The sequence below is a fragment of the Halolamina rubra genome (assembly GCF_000739555.1).
In the GTDB taxonomy this organism is placed as follows: domain Archaea; phylum Halobacteriota; class Halobacteria; order Halobacteriales; family Haloferacaceae; genus Halolamina; species Halolamina rubra.
The window spans coordinates 16,118-32,738 of sequence record NZ_BBJN01000029.1 but is presented as its reverse complement, the minus strand read 5'-3'; the positions used below and the strand labels follow the sequence as shown (position 1 = coordinate 32,738).

Annotated in this window: 20 protein-coding genes and 2 pseudogenes; 9 read left to right on the top strand and 13 right to left on the bottom strand. The window is 71.8% G+C overall.

Annotated features, from left to right (window positions below; genetic code table 11):
* Positions 1-17: 17 nt before the first annotated feature.
* Together ACP95_RS16685 and ACP95_RS07810 are read left to right on the top strand one after the other, a co-directional pair.
* Positions 18-305 (top strand): annotated as a pseudogene (locus ACP95_RS16685) (DUF7857 domain-containing protein); the annotation flags it as partial.
* Positions 306-747: 442 nt separating this feature from the next.
* Positions 748-1,401: a P-loop NTPase gene (locus ACP95_RS07810; protein WP_049980663.1), complete on the top strand. Its 654-nt coding sequence runs from the start codon at positions 748-750 to the stop codon at positions 1,399-1,401.
* 15 nt (positions 1,402-1,416) lie between these two features.
* On the opposite strand, the gene ACP95_RS07805 is transcribed toward ACP95_RS07810, so the two are convergent.
* Entirely contained in the window at positions 1,417-2,271 is an 855-nt protein-coding gene (locus ACP95_RS07805; protein WP_049980662.1) for a transcription initiation factor IIB, read from the bottom strand.
* A 169-nt stretch (positions 2,272-2,440) separates the two neighbouring features.
* On the opposite strand from ACP95_RS07805, the gene ACP95_RS07800 reads away from it, so the two are divergent.
* Positions 2,441-2,941 carry a DUF7858 family protein gene (locus ACP95_RS07800; RefSeq protein WP_049980661.1) on the top strand — a complete coding sequence of 167 codons (501 nt, stop codon included), beginning with the start codon at positions 2,441-2,443 and terminating at the stop codon, positions 2,939-2,941.
* A 1-nt stretch (position 2,942) separates the two neighbouring features.
* On the opposite strand, the gene ACP95_RS07795 is transcribed toward ACP95_RS07800, so the two are convergent.
* From ACP95_RS07795 to ACP95_RS16325, 7 genes are all read right to left on the bottom strand, one after another.
* Positions 2,943-3,725, bottom strand: a complete 783-nt coding sequence (locus ACP95_RS07795; RefSeq protein WP_049980660.1) for an AAA family ATPase — start codon at positions 3,723-3,725, stop codon at positions 2,943-2,945.
* A gap of 55 nt (positions 3,726-3,780) precedes the next feature.
* Entirely contained in the window at positions 3,781-4,203 is a 423-nt protein-coding gene (locus tag ACP95_RS07790) for an HIT family protein (protein ID WP_049980659.1), read from the bottom strand.
* A 42-nt stretch (positions 4,204-4,245) separates the two neighbouring features.
* The gene (locus tag ACP95_RS07785; RefSeq protein WP_049980658.1) at positions 4,246-4,893 is read right to left on the bottom strand and encodes a uracil-DNA glycosylase; all 648 of its coding nucleotides are present in this window, start codon (positions 4,891-4,893) and stop codon (positions 4,246-4,248) included.
* A 2-nt stretch (positions 4,894-4,895) separates the two neighbouring features.
* Positions 4,896-5,762 (bottom strand): ribose-phosphate diphosphokinase, encoded by an 867-nt coding sequence (prs, locus tag ACP95_RS07780; protein ID WP_049980657.1) that lies wholly within the window; start codon positions 5,760-5,762, stop codon positions 4,896-4,898.
* Positions 5,763-5,817: 55 nt separating this feature from the next.
* Positions 5,818-6,687: an HVO_0234 family beta-propeller protein gene (locus ACP95_RS07775; RefSeq protein WP_049980656.1), complete on the bottom strand. Its 870-nt coding sequence runs from the start codon at positions 6,685-6,687 to the stop codon at positions 5,818-5,820.
* A 272-nt stretch (positions 6,688-6,959) separates the two neighbouring features.
* Complete coding sequence (locus tag ACP95_RS07770) at positions 6,960-7,610, bottom strand: hypothetical protein (RefSeq protein WP_049980655.1); 651 nt, start codon at positions 7,608-7,610, stop codon at positions 6,960-6,962.
* 24 nt (positions 7,611-7,634) lie between these two features.
* Positions 7,635-8,252, bottom strand: coding sequence for a hypothetical protein (locus tag ACP95_RS16325; protein ID WP_237560419.1), 618 nt, complete (start codon positions 8,250-8,252; stop codon positions 7,635-7,637).
* Between the two features lie 585 nt (positions 8,253-8,837).
* Here ACP95_RS16325 and ACP95_RS07760 point away from each other — a divergent pair.
* The gene (locus ACP95_RS07760) at positions 8,838-9,425 is read left to right on the top strand and encodes a DUF7344 domain-containing protein (protein ID WP_049980654.1); all 588 of its coding nucleotides are present in this window, start codon (positions 8,838-8,840) and stop codon (positions 9,423-9,425) included.
* 38 nt (positions 9,426-9,463) lie between these two features.
* Here the strand turns inward: ACP95_RS07760 and ACP95_RS07755 are convergent, their stop codons facing one another.
* Positions 9,464-10,156: a type I 3-dehydroquinate dehydratase gene (locus ACP95_RS07755; protein ID WP_049980653.1), complete on the bottom strand. Its 693-nt coding sequence runs from the start codon at positions 10,154-10,156 to the stop codon at positions 9,464-9,466.
* A gap of 82 nt (positions 10,157-10,238) precedes the next feature.
* Here ACP95_RS07755 and ACP95_RS07750 point away from each other — a divergent pair.
* Both ACP95_RS07750 and yjjX read left to right on the top strand, forming a co-directional pair.
* A pseudogene (locus tag ACP95_RS07750) lies at positions 10,239-10,981 on the top strand (cobalamin-binding protein).
* Positions 10,982-11,036: 55 nt separating this feature from the next.
* Positions 11,037-11,552 (top strand): inosine/xanthosine triphosphatase, encoded by a 516-nt coding sequence (gene yjjX, locus ACP95_RS07745; RefSeq protein ID WP_049980652.1) that lies wholly within the window; start codon positions 11,037-11,039, stop codon positions 11,550-11,552.
* Positions 11,553-11,642: 90 nt separating this feature from the next.
* Here the strand turns inward: yjjX and ACP95_RS07740 are convergent, their stop codons facing one another.
* Positions 11,643-13,505 carry a flippase-like domain-containing protein gene (locus ACP95_RS07740; protein WP_082224622.1) on the bottom strand — a complete coding sequence of 621 codons (1,863 nt, stop codon included), beginning with the start codon at positions 13,503-13,505 and terminating at the stop codon, positions 11,643-11,645.
* 211 nt (positions 13,506-13,716) lie between these two features.
* Between ACP95_RS07740 and ACP95_RS07735 the strand changes: the two genes are divergently transcribed.
* Complete coding sequence (locus tag ACP95_RS07735) at positions 13,717-13,962, top strand: DUF7123 family protein (protein WP_049980651.1); 246 nt, start codon at positions 13,717-13,719, stop codon at positions 13,960-13,962.
* Between the two features lies 1 nt (position 13,963).
* Here ACP95_RS07735 and ACP95_RS07730 read toward each other — a convergent pair whose 3' ends face one another.
* A complete protein-coding gene (locus ACP95_RS07730) occupies positions 13,964-14,260 on the bottom strand; it encodes a DUF7577 domain-containing protein (protein ID WP_049980650.1) in 297 nt (98 codons plus the stop codon).
* Positions 14,261-14,323: 63 nt separating this feature from the next.
* A complete protein-coding gene (locus ACP95_RS07725) occupies positions 14,324-14,932 on the bottom strand; it encodes a winged helix-turn-helix transcriptional regulator (protein ID WP_049980649.1) in 609 nt (202 codons plus the stop codon).
* 128 nt (positions 14,933-15,060) lie between these two features.
* On the opposite strand from ACP95_RS07725, the gene ACP95_RS07720 reads away from it, so the two are divergent.
* Complete coding sequence (locus ACP95_RS07720; protein ID WP_049980648.1) at positions 15,061-15,249, top strand: DUF7312 domain-containing protein; 189 nt, start codon at positions 15,061-15,063, stop codon at positions 15,247-15,249.
* Positions 15,250-15,301: 52 nt separating this feature from the next.
* Complete coding sequence (locus ACP95_RS07715; RefSeq protein ID WP_049980647.1) at positions 15,302-16,213, top strand: PhzF family phenazine biosynthesis protein; 912 nt, start codon at positions 15,302-15,304, stop codon at positions 16,211-16,213.
* Positions 16,214-16,391: 178 nt separating this feature from the next.
* Here ACP95_RS07715 and ACP95_RS16090 read toward each other — a convergent pair whose 3' ends face one another.
* Positions 16,392-16,562 carry an HVO_0758 family zinc finger protein gene (locus ACP95_RS16090; RefSeq protein ID WP_202593800.1) on the bottom strand — a complete coding sequence of 57 codons (171 nt, stop codon included), beginning with the start codon at positions 16,560-16,562 and terminating at the stop codon, positions 16,392-16,394.
* Positions 16,563-16,621: the final 59 nt, after the last annotated feature.

The following is a 16,621-nucleotide window of genomic DNA, read 5'->3' as shown; positions in this document are numbered from 1 at the left end:
GCGCGCCAGCCCCGCCGATGGAGCTCGACTGGAGTCAGGAGGCGGCCGGCCCGGTGACGCTGGTCCACGCCCGCCTCCGGAACGAGCGCGCGACCGACCGCCGCGTCCGCCTCCGCAACCGGCTCGACGGCCCCGTGCTCCCGCCGCGCCGGCACGGGGTTCCGGAGGCCGGCTGGGACCGCGAGGGAACGACGACGGTGGTCCCCGCGGGCGAGCGCGTCGCGGTGGGGTACGCCTGCCCGGCACCGCCGGCCGACCCGCCGGTCGTCGTCGACGAGGTCACGGCGGCGGCGGGGGACGCGGCGGGGGAGAGCCCCGAGACCGCCGTCCGCGAACTCGGCGACCATCGCCCGCCCCGGGCGGTGCTGGGTGAGGGCCGAGCAGAGCCGGCGCCCGACGACGCCGAACCGCCGGAGGAAGCGGGCACCAGCGAGTCAGTGAGCAACGAGTTAGCGACCGGCGAACCAGCGACCGGCGAACCAGCGATCGACACGTCGCCCGAGGAACTCGCCGCCCGCCTCGATCGCTCGCGGAGCCGGATCCGGACCGCGGAGGCGCTGAGTGCCGCCGGCGTCACGGAGGCGACGGCGCTGGTCACCGCGAACGGCGGCGTCCGGGGTATCGAGTCGCTCGCGGCCGATCTCGACGCGACGCGCGGGAGCTGCGCGCGCTGGCCCGAACTGCGAGCGCGCTCGCCGACCGCGCGGCCGCGGCGGCGCCGCCGACCGAGGCGCTCCGGAGGCTGTCGTGATCGTCGCGGTCGCGAGCGGGAAGGGCGGCGTCGGCAAGTCGACGGTGGCGTACAACCTCGCGGCCGCGCTGGGGGCGGTCGCCGTCGACGGCGACCTCGGGATGGCGAACCTCCCGGCCGACCGCGGGCCGACGCTGCACGACGTGTTGGCGGGCCGGGCCGCGGCCCCCGAGGCGGTACAGGCCGGTCCCGTGACGGTACTCCCCTGCGGCCGTTCGCTCGCGGGGGCCCGGGCCGCCGACGTGTCGGAACTGGGTGACGCGCTCGCGGCGGTCGAGCGCGAGCACGGGACGCTCGTGATCGACTGCCCCGCGGGGCTGCGCGCGGACGTGGGCGTCCCGCTCGCGGTCGCCGACGCCGCCGTGCTCGTCGCCGCGCCGGAGCCGTTCGCGCTCGCGGACGCACTGCGAACCCGCGAACTCGCCCGCGAGCTCGACGCCCCGCTCGCCGCGGTCGCGCTCAACCGCGTCGTCGACGAGCCGCCCACGCCGACGGTTCGGTCGACGCTCGGTGCGCCCGTCGAGTCGGTTCCCGCGGACCCGCGGCTGGGGCGCTCGATCGAGGCCGAGGCGCCGATCGTCGACGCCGCCCCCGAGAGCGAGCCGGCGGCCGCGGTCGCGTCACTGGCCGAGCGGATCGAACGCGCGTGAAACGAAGCGCCGAGCTCAGTCCCGCAGCGCCTGGTACGTCGTCCGCACCGTCACCGGGGTCACGTCCGCCACCTCGGCCGCCTCGGCCTGCGTGACCGCCTCGCCCTCCCGGCGGGCCGCGAGGTAGATCGCCCCCGCCGCGACGCCGCTCGGGTTGCGCCCGTTCGCGTGCCCCGAGTCGACCGCCTGCGCCGCGAGGTCGCGGGCGCGTCGACGGACCGGCTGCCCGAGGTCGAGTTCGCTCGCGAACCGCGCGACGAACTCCGCGGGGTCGGCCGCCGACACCGGGAGCCCGAGCTCGCGGTTCATCGCGTCGTACGCCGCGCGGTGCTCGTCGGCGGTCGCCTTCGCGGCCTCCAGCATCTCGTCGGTCGTGCGCGAGACGCCCGCGACCCGGCAGGCGGCGTACACCGCCGCGCTCGCGAACCCCTCGATCGAGCGCCCGCGCAGCAGGTCCTCGGCCTGCGCGGACTCGAACAGCGAACACGCCTGGTCGCGGATGCGGTCCGGCAGCGACAGCGCGCCCATCAGCCGCCGGATCTCGGTGAACCCGTACACCTGGTTGCGCTCGCGCTTCGACCGGATCTGGGTCCGGCGGTGCTGGCGGCGCAGCCGCGACCACTTGCGGTTCTTCCCGCGCCCGGAGCGCCCGATCTCCGTGGACAGCCCGCGGTCGTGTCGGGAGCGCGTCAGCGGCGCACCGCAGCGAGCCGGGTTGCGGTCGTCGTCGTCGAAGCTGCGCCACTCGGGGCCGCGGTCGAGCCGGTCGGTCGAGACGACCAGCCCGCAGCCCTCACAGACGGTCTCGTCGCCGTCGGCGGTCAGTCGCCCGTCGCACTCGGGACAGCCGGTAGCACGCGTCGTGCTCATACTCGGAACTCGCTCCCGATCGGATACATAAACCCGGGTGGCCAGCGGTCGTTCGGGCCCGATCCCGTCGGTCGAACGTACCGGTTACCGGTAGGTTCTTCGACAGCGACGAACGGGAGATGGTTCAATCGAGAAAACTCTTAAACTATCGCGCGTGGAACGGTCGCGTATGAGCCTCGAGGAGATCGCCGCCGGGATCGAGGTGACCGCCGAGCAGGAGGCCCGCGGCGTCGCCGCCGTCGACGAGACCGGCGCCGACCTGGTGGAGCGGCTGCGGGACCACACCGGGGCGCTGCCCTGCACGCCGGAGGCGGCGGCGACGGTCGTCGAGACCCACGCCTCGGGCACCAGCGTGGGCGAGAGCGCCCGCGAGGCGGGGATCGCGCCCGTGACGGCCGCGAAGGCGCTGCACCGCTGTGGCGTCTCCGGGGTGACGCCGCTGTCGCCGATGGCCCGGGAGATCGTCCGGGACTGGCAGGCCGGCGAGCTCACCCGGGCGGAGGCGGTGGAACTGACGGGGGCGAGCGAGGCAGAGTTCGCGCTCGGGAGCTACGTCGAGAGCCACGAGCCCGACCCGGGCCTCTCGGCGGCGGTCGCCGACGTAGGGAGCACGGGCGCAGAGCAGGACCCCCTCGCCGACGCCGTGGGCGACGTGGACGAGCTGTTCTGACTCAGTTTCCGCCCAGCGACGCGACGCGGTCCACCAGGCCGCCCTCTGCGAGTTGGAGCTCGAGCTGTCGGTCGAACACGGCGTCGGCGGCGGCCGTGACGGCGTCGACGCCCGACTCGGTTTCGAGCGCCGCAGGGGTGTCCCTGGAGAACTGCGGGAGCACCGCGTCGGCGTCGGCCTCGGGGAACGAATCGGTGCCGTCGCGGTCGACGGCGAGGACGGCGTCAGCACTCGTGCCCACGTCCTGCAGCCGGCCCCGGGTCGTCTGGGCGGCGTCGACGCCACGCTCGCTGGCTGGGGTGACGACGGCGACTCGATCGGCGGCCGTGACGGCCGCGACCGCGGGGTTCGAGCCCAGCGGCGGAGTGTCGACCAGGACGCGGTCGAACTCCGTCGCCGCCGCCTCGATCCGGCTTTCCAGTTCCTGTGCGGCCTCGGCGGTCTTCGCCCGCGCGGAGCGCTCGAACGGCGCCCGGGCCGGGAGACAGGCGATTCGGCCCGACTCGGGGAGTGTCTCGGTGTCCAGCGCGGCGCGGTCGGCGTCGGGGGCGAACTCGACCAGCCCCGCCGCGAGCGGTTGGTCGGTCATGTCGGTCACCAGCGCCGTCGCGTCGGGGTCGAGCCGGCCCGCGAGCCGCCGGGCGAGCCCCTGCGTGTCGTAGGCGGCGTCGAGCACCGCCACGTCGTCGCCGGCGGCGGCGAGCACGCTCGCGAGTTCGAGACAGGTCCGGGTCGTCCCGGCGCCGCCGGTCGCGCCGACGAGCGCCGCGGTCGTCGCTGCCATACGGTTCCTTTCCCGCGTTCCGACTGAAAAACACTGGGTCGCGCGACGAATCGAACTACGCGTCGCGGATCGCGTCGGCGATCTCGTCCAGCTCCGCGTCGCTCGGCTGCTCGCTGTTCGGATTGATCGCGTGGAACGGGCCGCCGCCGTCGCCCTCGAACCGTGGGACGAGGTGGACGTGGGTGTGGGGGACCTCCTGGCCCGCGGCCTCGCCGTCGTTGATCCCGATCGAGACGGCGTCGGCGTCGACGGCGCCCTCGACGCTGTCGGTGAGCTCGTGGACCGCGGCGAACAGGTCGGCGGCCTCCTCGGCGGGGATCTCGTCGAGTCGCGCGTAGTGCTCCCGGGGGACGACGAGCGTGTGCCCCGGCGCCAGCGGGTTCGCGTCGAGGAAGGCGACGGCGTGGTCGGTCTCGGCCACGATCCGGCCGGGGATGTCGCCGGCGACGATGCGACAGAAGATGCAGTCTTCGGCCATGCGCGGTCGTTGGGGTCGTCGCCGTATGAAGATGATGGGGACTCAGCCCTCGACGATCTCGTCGAGCACGTCGCCGAGATCCGCCAAGTACGCCGCCCGGTCGTACCCCAGTCGCGAGAGCCAGATGTCCCGGTAGGCGGGGTGGAGGATCGGCACCAGCGTCAGCCCCAGCGAGTCGAGCCGTTCCGGGTCGAGCACGCCGTCGACGAACCCCTCGACCGTCCGGCCCTCGAACGCGAGCATCGACGCCGTGGCGTGCTTCCCGGTGGCGACGACGGCGTCCGGCTCGACGCGCTCGATCTCCGTCCGCAGATGCGCCCGGCAGCTCTCGCGCTCCGCCGCCGTCGGTTCGCGGTTCGTCGACGGCTCCTCGGGGTCGGCGGGGAAACACTTCACCGCGTTCGTGTAGAACGAGTCCGGGTAGCCCACGGCGGCCATCGTCTCCCGGATCCGCCGGCCGGAGTGCTGGGCGGTGTAGGCGAGGCCGGTCCAGTTCCCACCCTGCCACCGGTCGGCGTCCGGCACGCCCGCACCGGGCGCCTCACCGACGACCAGCACGTCGGCGTCGGCGGGGCCGTTCCCCCACGCGATCCGGTTCCTGCACTCGGCGAGCGCCGGACAGCGCTCACAGTCCGGTTCGATCGCGAGCGCGGAGTCGGGATCCGGAAAATCGGGGTCGCCGGCCGCCATCCTCAGACCAGGTCCGCGAGCAGCGGCGCGACCGACACCGCCGACACGTCGCGCTCGACCGTGTCGGTGCCCCAGATGCCCGCCAGCCCGGCGCGCTCGAGTTTCGTCCGGGCGTCGCCGACCAGCAGCGGGTGGACACAGACCACGAACACCCGCCCCACCTCCCGGTCGTGGAGCGCGTCGACGGCCTCGCTCATCGTCGACCCCGTGGCGACCATGTCGTCGACGAGCACCACGTCCCGGCCCGCCACGTCGGCGTTGCCGGGCGAGATCTCGACCGCGCCGGTATCGTAGTCGCGCTCCTTCTCGAAGTAGTCGACGGCGCCGGCGCCGTAGGCGTCGCGGGCGTGCTCTGCCACGTCGATGGCGCCCTCGTCGGGCGAGACGAACACCGGATCGTCCAGGTCCGCGGGCAGTGGCTCGGCCAGCTGCGCGGCGCCCTCGACGATCTCGCAGGGGGCGTCGAAAAAGTCCGTCACGGCGGGCTCGTGGGGCGAGACGAGGAGCACGCGGTCGGTGCCGGTCGAGATCGCGCGGGCGACCGCCCGCGCCGAGATCGGCTGCCCCGGCTTGAACGACTTGTCCTGCCGGCCGTAGCCCATGTAGGGGATCACCGTCGTCACCTCGTCGGCGCCGGCCTCGCGGGCGGCGTCCTGAAGCTGGAGCAGTTCGAGGTGGGCGTCGCTCGTGAGCGTCGACGCGACGACGACCGCGTGGTCGCCGGCCAGCGCGTCGGCGGCGGGCTCCGAGAGCGCCGCACAGAGCTCGCCGTCCGGGAACCGCTCGTATCGCACGCTCGCGAGGTCGTGGTCGGTCGCTTCGGCCAGTCGGGCCGAGAGCGACTGGGAGTGCGAACCCGGGAGTATCATGGCGGTGGCTCGCGCCCGCGCCGGTAAACACGTTTCCGTTGGCCGCGGCGCCGGGCTACTCGGTCGCCGGCTTCGGCCCCGCCGCGATCGACTGCACGCCCGTCACGCCGACCGATCGGGAGCGCCAGCCGTCGCCGACGGTCGCCAGCAGGGTTCCCGACGCCGTGGCGGCGACGACGCCGTCGTCGGTGTAGCCGAAGTCGGCGATCCCGTCACCGGTCGGCAGGTCGAGCGCGGCCCAGGCGCCGCCCGCCGACGCCCGGCCGAGCACGGTTCCCTCGGCGGCGACGGCGTGGGCGCGCTCGCCGTCGGTCGCGACCGTCGCGTGGCCGCCCTCGCGGGCCAGCATCCAGCCGTTGCCGAGTTCGTACAGCCCGTCGGCCGTCGCCGCGAGCGGCGCGCCGCGGCCCGCCACGTCCCGGGCGTCGTCGAGGCCGGCGTCGTCCAGCCCCGACGCCGTGACGCGGTGGACGCCGTCGGCGGCGGCGACGAGCCGGCCGTCGACCGCGCGCACCTCCTCGACCGAGCCGAGCGGCACCCAGTCGGCGGCCGCGGGCGGCGACGCCGGATCGACGCCGCCGTCGGGGATCGGGAGCCGTGCGATCCCCCCGGCGGGGTCGGCGGCGACGACCGATCGCTCGGGGCCGTCGACGACCGAGACCGCCGTCGCCGGGCCGAACTGGGTCTCGTGGAGCCGTTCCGGGTCCGCGTCGGGCGCGACCAGCACCGACTCGTCGGTCGCGAGCGCGAGCGTCCCCTCGGGGCCGACCGCCACGTCCGTCGCCACGCAGCGGCGGGCCAGCGAGAACTCCCCGACCGTGTCGGCGGAGAGCCGGGCGACCACGAGCCCCTGCTCGGCGGCGACGAACACCGGCGCGGGCGGCGTCGCCTCGTCGTACACGCGTTTCTCGTCGATGGTGGGCATGGCCGGGGGTGGGTTCCCGGCCGGCAAAAGCGGTCCCCTCTGTATCGGGTTCTGGAAACCGGCTTGTCGCGGGTGATCCGGGGGGAGTTCACCCAACGGGGCGTCGGGAGTGTCCACCGGCATGGGTTCGGCGACGAGGAGCCGAGCCTGACGCCGACAGGAGAGTGGTTCGGAAAGAGCCTCGTCGCGCTCGGTCGAATGGGCTCCCAACCGTTGCTACCCCTTCTTGGCACTACCCGTCCGACAAAACCTCCCGAAAAAAAGGCGTCTCGCTAGACGGTCGCCGCCGAGATGCTCAGGCTCCCGGAGATCTCGTCCTCGGTCACCCCGTCTAGCGCGTTGACGATGAACGAGACGCCGATCGATTCGCCAGTGGCCAATTCGGTCGTAAGTTGCCCGGTTATCGGACTCTTCGCGAGCCCCTCCCGTCTCCCGGTACCGTTCCGGGAGGACTGCAGTTCGAAGGCGTACTCTGTACCGCCGTCGACGTCGTCGTTCAGTTCGAAGTCGATCGTGACGGTGAAATCATCCAACGCCTGGTTCACGATCGCGAACGCGGATTCCAGCGACTCCTGGCCGTCGCTCAAGTCGGAAGGGTCGTCGTCCGTGACCACGGAGAACGTCTCCCCCGTGATCCCGCGCAGGTCGTCGTCAGTGACGAACGCGCCGAACTGATACACCGAGCTCACGTTCACTCCTGGGTCGTCGTCGCCGACCGAGATCGTGAACTCGCCGCCGCTGTCCGTCCCGACACCGGCGATCGCTTCGTTCGCGACCAGTCCGACCAGCCCGTCACTGTCGTCGACGACCTCGATCTTCGCCTGCCGGGAGACCTCCGCAGCGCTGAACGCACCCGTTCCGGTAGCCAGCGCTCCCGCACCGACGAGCCCTCCCAGCCCGACCACGACGTCACGTCGATTCATGGTGTTCTCGTGTGAGCGTCAGGGTCAGTCGTCGGCGTTCGTGAAGTCGTCGTGACTCCCCGCACGAACGGTGAGCTCGCCGCCCAGATCGGTGCCCGTGGCGGCATCGCCGACCTCGACGAGGATCGTCACGTAGAACTCCTCGCCCGAACCGATGGACGCGGAGTACTGCTGATCGTCGTCGAAGATGATGCTGGCAGCCTTCTCGTTGTCGTTCGTGTAGTCACCGACGGCGAGCCCCTCCTCCTGTTCAGAGCTGTTGCTACCGCCGGAGTAGTACGCGACGAGGAACAGTCGCGTGTCGTCGGGGAACGGCTCGTCGTTGGCGTCGTAGGCGACTTCGATGTCTTTCGCGCTGTTCGTCTGGTTCATCACCTTGAACGCGTACTCGCTCGTGATCGGCGTCGTCGTGTCGATCGCGACGTCGCCGACCGAGGGAACCGTCGTCGGATCACCGGGGACCTGGAAGATGTTGTTGCTGTCGAGGTCGCCGAGCCCGCCGACCTGGTACGTGGAGTTCGGGTTGATACCGTCGCCGCCACCCTCCGAACTGAAGTCGATCAGCAGCTCGTTCTCGCCACCGCCGCCGTTGTTGGTGACGAACTCGGTGTCTCCGGCGGCGAGCCCGATGAGACTGTTCATGTCGTTCTCGACACCGATGTTCGCTTCGCGTCCACGGATCTCTGCGGCGGTAAACGCTCCCGTGCCCGTCGCAGCCGCAGCGCCCGAAGCCAATGCACCCAGTCCGATTACGAATTTGCGTCGTTCCATAGGTTATCTCACCTGTGTTCGCACCCCGGAGCCCGGACACCCGGGCCCGGAGCGCTCGGATAACCCATACGGGGAGTGATACTTGGTTATGAGATCCTCGATACGTCGGCGGACTGTGCTCGATGGATCGTCCGGTCTCGCTCGATCTCTCTCAGGCACGTCTCGTGGATGTCCACGAGCCGACGCTGCCGCGAGGTCCGAAACCCAAGCCGCTTTCGACGAAGTTTCCGGATCGGTGACGTGCGAATACCGAGACGGAAACGGCGTCTAAAGCCACTCAGAGGGCAGTTAATCGCTCTCTAGGAAGAAACGAGCAACGCCATCTCCTCTCACCATACGGGGAGTGACAGATTAACTATCTAACCTATTTATGGTACTCCTTCATACAGTTGCGGTCGAAATCCGCCGGCATCGAACTGGGGGAAGCCAGTGGCCGGCTGGAGGAGGTTCGGACGAATGGGTGCAATCAACACGATCACGAACGCACGCCGCTCGGAGGGCGCAGAGCTGTCCGAAGACGACATCTTCGAAACGCTCTCGAACCGACGCCGCCGCTTCGTCATCCACGCCCTCAAGCACGCCGAAGGGCCAGTCGACGTCTCTGCGCTGTCGATCGACGTCACGGCGTGGGAGTTCGACATCGACCGGGAAGAGGTCACGTACGACGACCGACGTAACGTGTACAGCACACTCAAGCGAACACATCTCCCGAAACTGGAGGAGAAAGGTATCGTCACGGTCGACGAGGAGGCCCATCTGGTCGAGCCAACGCCCGCCCTGAAAGATCTCGATATCTACGTCGATGTGCTCAGTAGTCGAGAGATCCCGTGGAACCTCTACTACGTCGGGCTCGCGGGCGTCGCCGCCGCGCTCTTGCTCGCCATCACCACTGGGACACCGGGGTTCGCCGCGCTTGGTCCGGTCGGTGGCGGGGTGTTCGTTTCGACCGCCTTCGGGGTCTCCGCCGTCGCGCATTACGTCGTCGGTCGACGCACTCGCCTCGGGAGCACCGAGAAACCGCCAGAAGCGCGTAAACGGGAGTGAACACGGCGACGCAGCCAGCCAGTTCGGTCGCCGAGGAGCTACCGCGAACGGAGGCGGGCGACGAGAGCCGCGAGCGTCTCGAGGTCGTACTGCCCGGGCGCGGTGGCGTCGTCGGCGCGAACGGGCGCGTAGCCGATCTTCGAGCCGTACACCGGCGCGACCGCGCGGGTGTGCCGGCCGGCCTCGCCCATCGCCATCGTCGCCACGCGGTGGCCCGCGGCGTCGACGGCGTGGGTCGCCGACAGCAGCGCCAGCGCGTCCGCCCGGCTCTCGGCGGTGACCGCGAGCTTCCCCACGTCGCCCGCCGACGCCGCGGCCGAGAGGAGCGACGCCATCGCGCGCTCCGAGGGCGTGCCGGCGAAGTCGTGGACCGAGACCACCACCTCGACGCCCCGGGAAGCGGCCCCCTCGGCGACCGCGACCGCGCGCTCCTCCCGGCGGAGCGCGGCGAGTTCGAGGTCGACCGCTTCGACGGCCTCGTGCTCCAGCGCGGTCGCGAGCGCGTCGAGCCGTGCGGCCTCCGCTTCGGCGTCGCCCCCGTCGGCCTCGCCGCCCTCCCACGCCGGGCGGTTGGTGACGAGCAGCGGGAGCTCGCCGTCGTACGCCGCGAGCTGGCCGGCGGGGTCGGCCGCGAGATCCATCCGGAACTCCACGAGGTCGGCGACGCCGCGGGCCGCGCGCTCGTCGTCGAGGTCGGCGGTGGCGGCGACGAGGGTGAACGAGTCGAACACGCTCGGGGGGTCGTGGCGAGGCACCAAACAGGTTCGGACTGGCCCGCGGGGTATTTCCGCCGGCGGGCCCCAGCCACTCCCGATGCGACTCGTCTCGCTGGCGCCGAGCGCGACCGCGACGCTGGCGGCGATGGGCGCCGCCGCCGACCTGGTGGGCGTGACCCACCACTGCGACCTCTCGGCGGTCGAACGCGACCCCGAGCGCGTCGGCGGCTGGCTCAACACGGATTTCGATGCGGTGGACGCGCTCGAGCCCGACCTCGTGCTCACCAGCGACGCGCTCCAGCGCGAGACCCGCGACGAGCTCCGCGAGCGCGGGCTCGCAGTCCACCACAGCGAACCCGGGACGCTCGACGACGCCGTCGACGGGTTCGCGGAGCTCGGGCACGCGGTCGGCCACCCGGAAGCGGGCGCGGAACTGGCCGCGGACGCCCGCGAGCGCCTGCGGGCCGTGCGCGCCGCCGTCGCCGACGAGCCGCGGCCGACGGTGTACTGCGAGGAGTGGGCCGACCCGCCGATGGCCGCCGGGAACTGGGTGCCCGAGGCCGTCGACGCCGCCGGCGGGCGCTACCCGTTCGCCGAGCCGGGCGAGCGGTCCGGCGAGGTGACGTCGGGCGACGTGGTCGCCGCCGACCCCGATTACGTGATCCTCCACCCTGCGGGAAGGGCGACCGCGCGGATCCCGACGCGTTCCGGGAGCGCGGCTGGGCGCTCGACGCCGAGATCCACGTCGTCGACGACTCGCTGCTCAACCAGCCGAGCCCGAACCTGATCGCGGGGGTCGAGCGGCTGGCGGCGATCCTGCACGGCGTCGACGCCGCCTGAGCCGCGGCCGGCGTCGATCCGCAACCGACACGGTCCCCCGGCACCCAGCGCGACCATGCGACTCGCCGTCGGCAGCGGCAACCCGGTGAAGCGACGCGCGGTCGAACGAGCCGTCGAGACGACCGTCGACGCCGAAGTCGAGGCCGTCCCGGTCGACTCGGGCGTCTCCGAGCAGCCACGCGGGCGCGAGGAGACCGTCGCGGGGGCGAAGAACCGCGCCGCGAACGCGCTCGCGGCCGGCGAGTACGAGCTCGGCGTCGGGCTCGAGGGCGGCGTCGCCGAGATCGAGGGGGCGGACGGGCTGTTCCTGATCATGTGGGTCGCCGTGACCGACGGCGAGCGGGTCGGGCTCGGCTCGGGGCCGTCGTTCCGGCTCCCCGACGCCATCGGCGACCGCGTCGCCGCCGGCGAGGAGCTCGGGCCGGTGATGGACGACGTGCTCGGCGAGGACGACGTGGCGAGAAAGCAGGGCGCGGCGGGCGCGCTGTCGGCGGGCGTGGTCGACCGCGACGACGCGCTCGCGGCCGGCGTGGCGGCGGCGATGGGGCCGTTCGTGACCGAGCGCTACTGAACGTCGACCGTTCGCTGCGCTCCCTCCGGTCGCTGGCAACAGCTCGGCCTCGCCGTCGGCGAGCGACCGAAGTCGTCCAGATGCCGACGATTACGCCGGCTCCTCGACCTCCTCCATCTCCTCGGCCTCCTCCACCGCGGTGGTGAGCGAGACGTTCAGCGCGAGCATCGAGATCACGCCGCCGACGATCGTCACCGCGTTCTTCAGGAAGTGATCGACGAACGCCGCGCCCAGCGCGACCGCCGGGCTCACCGGCGTCAGCCCCGCGACGAGCAGGGTGAACGCTGCCTCGTAGAGGCCGACGCCGCCGGGAGTCAGCGGGATCACCTTCGCGAGGTTCCCCACCGAGACGGCGAAGAAACAGACCGTCAGCAGCGTCGCGGTGCCGAGCCCGGTGTCGAACGCCTGCAGCACGATCGCCGCCGTGATCACGTCGAGCGTCCAGATCACGAGGCTCGAGGCGCCGACGAGCATGAACGCCCGCGGGTTGCCGCCGACGCGCTGGACGTCGCCGACGAACCGCTCCAGCACGCCGGCGACGAAGTCGGCGTAGGAGTCCGAGGAGAGCCGCGTCACGAGCCCGCGGACGCGGTTGCGGTCCGAGCGCGCCGAGAGCACGATCCCCGCGACGGCGGCGATCGCGATCACGGCGACGCCGACCGCGACGATGACGGCGATCCGGCCGCTCTCGGAGGCGCCGGTGAGCGACGCCGTCACCCGGGCCAGCTCGCCCATGGCGGCGTAGCCCAGCAGCACCAGCCCCGCGAGCACGGTGATCGTCAGCAGGTCGAACACGCGCTCGGCGGCCAGCGACGCGACGCCGGAGGGGTAGGGGATCCCCCGCCGCGCCTTCACCACGTACGCCCGGACGGCGTCGCCCGCCCGCGCCGGGAACACGAGGTTGCCCGTCTGGGAGATGAACACCGCGCCCGTGAGGAAGCCGATCCGTTCGTCGAACCCCAGCTCGGCGAGGATGTCGCGGTAGCGCATCCCGCGCAGCGGCCACGAGAGCGCGTACACGACGGTCGCGACGCCGATGAGGGTCGGGTCGGCGTCGCCGATGTGGTCGAACACCTCGCCGAACGGCAGGTACTGCGTCGAGAGCAGCAGCGCGATCAGCACCAGCAGCGCGCTCGCGGCCAGCGTCATCCGGCGGGTCACCCGCGGCTGGACCGACAGCTGCCACCAGGTCCGGACGATCTGGCTCCCCATCCCGAACACGTCCCGGACGAGGTCGACTTTCGAGTCGCCTTTCGGCTCCCAGTCGACCGGGAACTCCGCGACCCGGAACCCCTCGCGCTGGGCGCGCACGAGCAGCTCCGTGTCCCAGAACCAGTGGCGGTCCTCCACGTCGTCGTGGACCGCCTCGAACGCCTCCCGGGAGATCGACTTGAAGCCGCACTGGTGATCCCGCAGCCCGGTTCGGAGGAACAGGCGGACGGCGCCGTTGTACCCCTTCGAGGGGATCCCCCGCTTGGCGGGGCGGTCGGCGACGTTGCCCGGCATCCAGCGCGACCCCGTCGCCACGTCGGCGTCGCCGTTTCGCACCTTGTTCACCAGCGTCTCCAGATGCTGCATGTCGGTCGCGAGGTCGGTGTCGAAGTACACCAGCGTCTCGCCGTGGGCGGCGTCGAACGCGCGCTCCAGCGCGCCGCCGCGGCCCAGCCGCTCGTCGCTGTGGAAATGTCGGACGGCGGCGATCTCACCCGTGAGGCGCTCGGCGATCGCGGGTGTCTCGTCCTCGCAGCCGTCCTCGGCGACGATCACCTCGTACGTGCCGGGCTTGAGGAACGCGCCCAGCGTGTCGAGGGTCGTCCGGACCGTGGACTCGATGCTGTCGGCCTCGTTGTACGCCGGGAGGACGACGCTGACCTCGACGGCGGTCGGGTCGAGCGTCGGCTCCGCCCCCGCCGCTCGCTCCGCGGCGTCGCTTCCGTCGGCGGGGTTGGTCATAGTCGACGTTGGCTCTCCCGCGTGTAAGTAGCTTCTGAACGGTGTCGCCGGCCGGTCGACGGCGCCGACGGGCGCGGCGTTAGCCGACCGTACCTGTCGGCGGGGCTAGACCATCCCTGCGGTGGGTGCTCGGTGCGAAAACCGCACGACAGCGGCGGGATTAATCCGTCGTACCAAACGCCTGAAGGGGGTACGGGACCACTGTTGAGCTATGAGCACAGGCGTAGCGGCGACGGTCGACCTCTCCGAGAAACAGGCGCGCATCCTGAACCACCTGCGGGAGGCCGCCGGCGACAGGACGTACTTCAAGTCCCGGCTGGTCGCCGAGGAGCTCGACATGACCGCCAAGGAGGTCGGCGCGAACATGCGGGCGCTGCTGTCCGCCGACCACGGCCTCGAGATCGAGAAGTGGGGCTACTCGTCGGGCACGACGTGGAAGGTCACCCGCGCCGAGTAGCTCAGAGCCGCCGCGCACAGCCGCTGCAGTACTGGTAGGCCGGATCGTTCTCCGTCCCGCAGTTCCCACAGCGGAGCGTGCCGCCCTCCGCGCTCGCCTCGCGGGCGGCGGCGGGGCCGCTCTCGGAGAGCCGTCGGCGGTACGCCGCGCCGTCCTCGTCCTCGCCGCCCCAGATCTCCGAGCCCAGATGGTCCGGCGCCTCGTCGATCTCCATCCGGGACATCATGAACAGCAGCAGCGGGATCTGTATCGCGACGGGGATCACCAACAACAGCCAGAGCAGGGCTGTGTCGGGCATGCGCGTAGATTACGGCCCGACGACCTTAGCGATTGGGAACTGTCCACACGGAGAGAGGTCCGCTCAGGGGTCGTGGCTGATGAGGTCGGCGGCGTCGGCCGCCAGCGCGTCGGCGGCGGCGTCGAAGGAGTCGGCGTAGCGGACGAGCAGCGTCAGCAGCGTCTCGGGCTCCTCCAGCGCGTAGCCGTCCTCGCGGGAGAGCAGGCCGGCCGACTCCAGCGCGGCGGCGTGGCTGCTGACCGTCGCCCGGGAGACGCCGAGCTGCTCGGCGAGGTCGGCGCCCGTGGCGTCGGGATCCCGGAGTAGTGCGATCACCATCCCGCGGGGCGTCGACCGCCTGAGGTAGCCCAGCGCGGTCCGCTCGAACGCGGTGAACCGGTCGGCCGGGAAGAAGCGGCGGTAGTCGCCGTCGCGCCAGGAGACGATCGCGCCCTCCGAGAGCAGCCGGTCGACGTGGTGCTGGGTCTCGCCCGTCCCCAACTGGAGGTCGTCCCGGAGCTTCGAGAAGTGGGCGCCGGGTGTCGCCGCGACGTAGCCGACGATGGCGTCGCGGGTGTCGCTCCCGCCGGCGGCGTCGCTGTCGCCGCCCAGCGCGGCGAACGGGGCCGCGGCGCCGGCCGCCGCGAACCGTTTGAGCGTCGCCCGTTTCTCCTCGTCGACGCCGCGTGTCACGCGTTGGTTTGCGCGGCACTCGAACAAAGGGGTTTCGACGGCTAGCCCGGCGTGTCACTACTCGGCTCCGACCGGCCGACAGCCGGTACCCACAACGGCTTTCCGCGACGACCGCTTCCGTTCGACCGATGAGCGACGACCGCAGCACCGAGTCGGGCGACGACGAGTGGGCCGTCAGCCTCGCTGACCTCGAGGAGGGGGAGTCCGACCGCCCCGAACTCGAACCGATCGAGCCCGGCAGCCCGACGGTCGAGGGCGTCGCGTTCGTCGCCCTCGGCGTCGCGCTGACGCTCGTGGTGCTGCTCGGCGGGCTCTGAGCCGGTCTCGGGACCCCGTCACGTCTAAACCGGCCCGGCCCGACCTCCGGCCATGGAGAGCTACCGGACGCTTCTCGTCGACGCGTTCACCAAGGAGCCGCTTGCCGGCAACGCCGCCGGCGTGGTGCCCGACGCCGCCGGACTGAGCGAGGAGCAGATGCAGGCGATCGCCCGCGAGCTGTCGGTGTCGGAGACCGCCTTCCTCCTCCCCTCCGACGAGGCCGACCGGAAGGTGCGCTACTTCACGCCGACCCAGGAGGTCGACCTCTGCGGGCACGCGACCGTCGCGTCCCACGGCGCGCTGTACGACGACGGCGCCATCGACGCCGGGAGCCACACGCTGGAGACGGCGGTCGGCGTGCTCGACATCCAGGTGACCGACACGGGCGCGGTGTGGATGACCCAGAACGCCCCGCAGGTGTTCGAGGTCGACCTCGCGTACGCCGACGCCGCCGACGCGCTGGGGATCGACGAGGCGGCGTTCGCCGACGTGGGCGCGGATCTGCCGCCGGCGTACGCCTCGACCGGGCTTCCCTTCCTGATCCTCCCGGTGAACTTCCTCGAACACCTCTCGGGGATGGACCCCGACATGGACGCCGTCGAGGCGCTCGCCGACGCGCACGACTGCGCCGGCGTGTACGTGTTCACGTTCGACGCCGTCGGCCGAAGCCAGGACTCGACGCTGCACGGCCGCGCGTTCGTCCCCGGCCTCGGCGTCGACGAGGACCCCGTCACCGGCACCGCCTCCGGCGCCTGCGGCGCCTACCTCGACCACTTCGCGGCGTTCGACGACGAGTTCCCCGAGCGCATGACGTTCGAGCAGGGGCACTTCCTCGATCGGCCGGGCTACGTCGGCGTGCGCGTCGACGGCCAGACGGTGCAGGTCGGCGGCGACGCGATCGTGTCGCTGGACGGGTCGCTGACGGTTCCGGAGTACGAGGACGACGAGATTATCGAGGCGTAACCGATCACGGCGCGCGAACTGCCGAGGCCTCCGTGCCTCGGCTAACGGAGCGTCATGCCGTGATCGTGTGTGAACAACAGCGGCTTGCGACCACTCGCGACCTCCGGGTCGCGAGTACGGAGCGCATGCCGTGATCGTGTCCGAGAAAGGGTCGCGAGCAGCCGGCGTCGACGGCCGTTCAGGGCAGTTCCTTCCACTCGCGCCCGCAGTCCGGACATTTCCGGACGTTGTACACCTCGTCCGGGGAGTTCTCGGTGGCGAGCGTCTGCTCGCACTCGGCGCAGTTGAGTCGCTCGTAGGTGTCCTTGTAGAGTTCGTCGCTGCGCAGGCCTTTCCGGGTGCTCTTCATGGCCCCGGGTTTCGGCGGCGAGGCTAAAAAGACCCCGCACGGATTCGGAACGTTTGACT

What these genes read in the sequence shown, in the direction of transcription:
- ACP95_RS07805 (WP_049980662.1), bottom strand. Translation starts at nt 2,271, where the DNA reads ATGAGCACGACGCGTGCTACCGGCTGTCCCGAGTGCGACGGGCGACTG.
- ACP95_RS07800 (WP_049980661.1), top strand. Translation starts at nt 2,441, where the DNA reads ATGAGCCTCGAGGAGATCGCCGCCGGGATCGAGGTGACCGCCGAGCAG.
- ACP95_RS07795 (WP_049980660.1), bottom strand. Translation starts at nt 3,725, where the DNA reads ATGGCAGCGACGACCGCGGCGCTCGTCGGCGCGACCGGCGGCGCCGGG.
- ACP95_RS07790 (WP_049980659.1), bottom strand. Translation starts at nt 4,203, where the DNA reads ATGGCCGAAGACTGCATCTTCTGTCGCATCGTCGCCGGCGACATCCCC.
- ACP95_RS07785 (WP_049980658.1), bottom strand. Translation starts at nt 4,893, where the DNA reads ATGGCGGCCGGCGACCCCGATTTTCCGGATCCCGACTCCGCGCTCGCG.
- prs (WP_049980657.1), bottom strand. Translation starts at nt 5,762, where the DNA reads ATGATACTCCCGGGTTCGCACTCCCAGTCGCTCTCGGCCCGACTGGCC.
- ACP95_RS07775 (WP_049980656.1), bottom strand. Translation starts at nt 6,687, where the DNA reads ATGCCCACCATCGACGAGAAACGCGTGTACGACGAGGCGACGCCGCCC.
- ACP95_RS07770 (WP_049980655.1), bottom strand. Translation starts at nt 7,610, where the DNA reads ATGAATCGACGTGACGTCGTGGTCGGGCTGGGAGGGCTCGTCGGTGCG.
- ACP95_RS16325 (WP_237560419.1), bottom strand. Translation starts at nt 8,252, where the DNA reads ATGAACAGTCTCATCGGGCTCGCCGCCGGAGACACCGAGTTCGTCACC.
- ACP95_RS07760 (WP_049980654.1), top strand. Translation starts at nt 8,838, where the DNA reads ATGGGTGCAATCAACACGATCACGAACGCACGCCGCTCGGAGGGCGCA.
- yjjX (WP_049980652.1), top strand. Translation starts at nt 11,037, where the DNA reads ATGCGACTCGCCGTCGGCAGCGGCAACCCGGTGAAGCGACGCGCGGTC.
- ACP95_RS07740 (WP_082224622.1), bottom strand. Translation starts at nt 13,505, where the DNA reads ATGACCAACCCCGCCGACGGAAGCGACGCCGCGGAGCGAGCGGCGGGG.
- ACP95_RS07735 (WP_049980651.1), top strand. Translation starts at nt 13,717, where the DNA reads ATGAGCACAGGCGTAGCGGCGACGGTCGACCTCTCCGAGAAACAGGCG.
- ACP95_RS07730 (WP_049980650.1), bottom strand. Translation starts at nt 14,260, where the DNA reads ATGCCCGACACAGCCCTGCTCTGGCTGTTGTTGGTGATCCCCGTCGCG.
- ACP95_RS07720 (WP_049980648.1), top strand. Translation starts at nt 15,061, where the DNA reads ATGAGCGACGACCGCAGCACCGAGTCGGGCGACGACGAGTGGGCCGTC.
- ACP95_RS07715 (WP_049980647.1), top strand. Translation starts at nt 15,302, where the DNA reads ATGGAGAGCTACCGGACGCTTCTCGTCGACGCGTTCACCAAGGAGCCG.
- ACP95_RS16090 (WP_202593800.1), bottom strand. Translation starts at nt 16,562, where the DNA reads ATGAAGAGCACCCGGAAAGGCCTGCGCAGCGACGAACTCTACAAGGAC.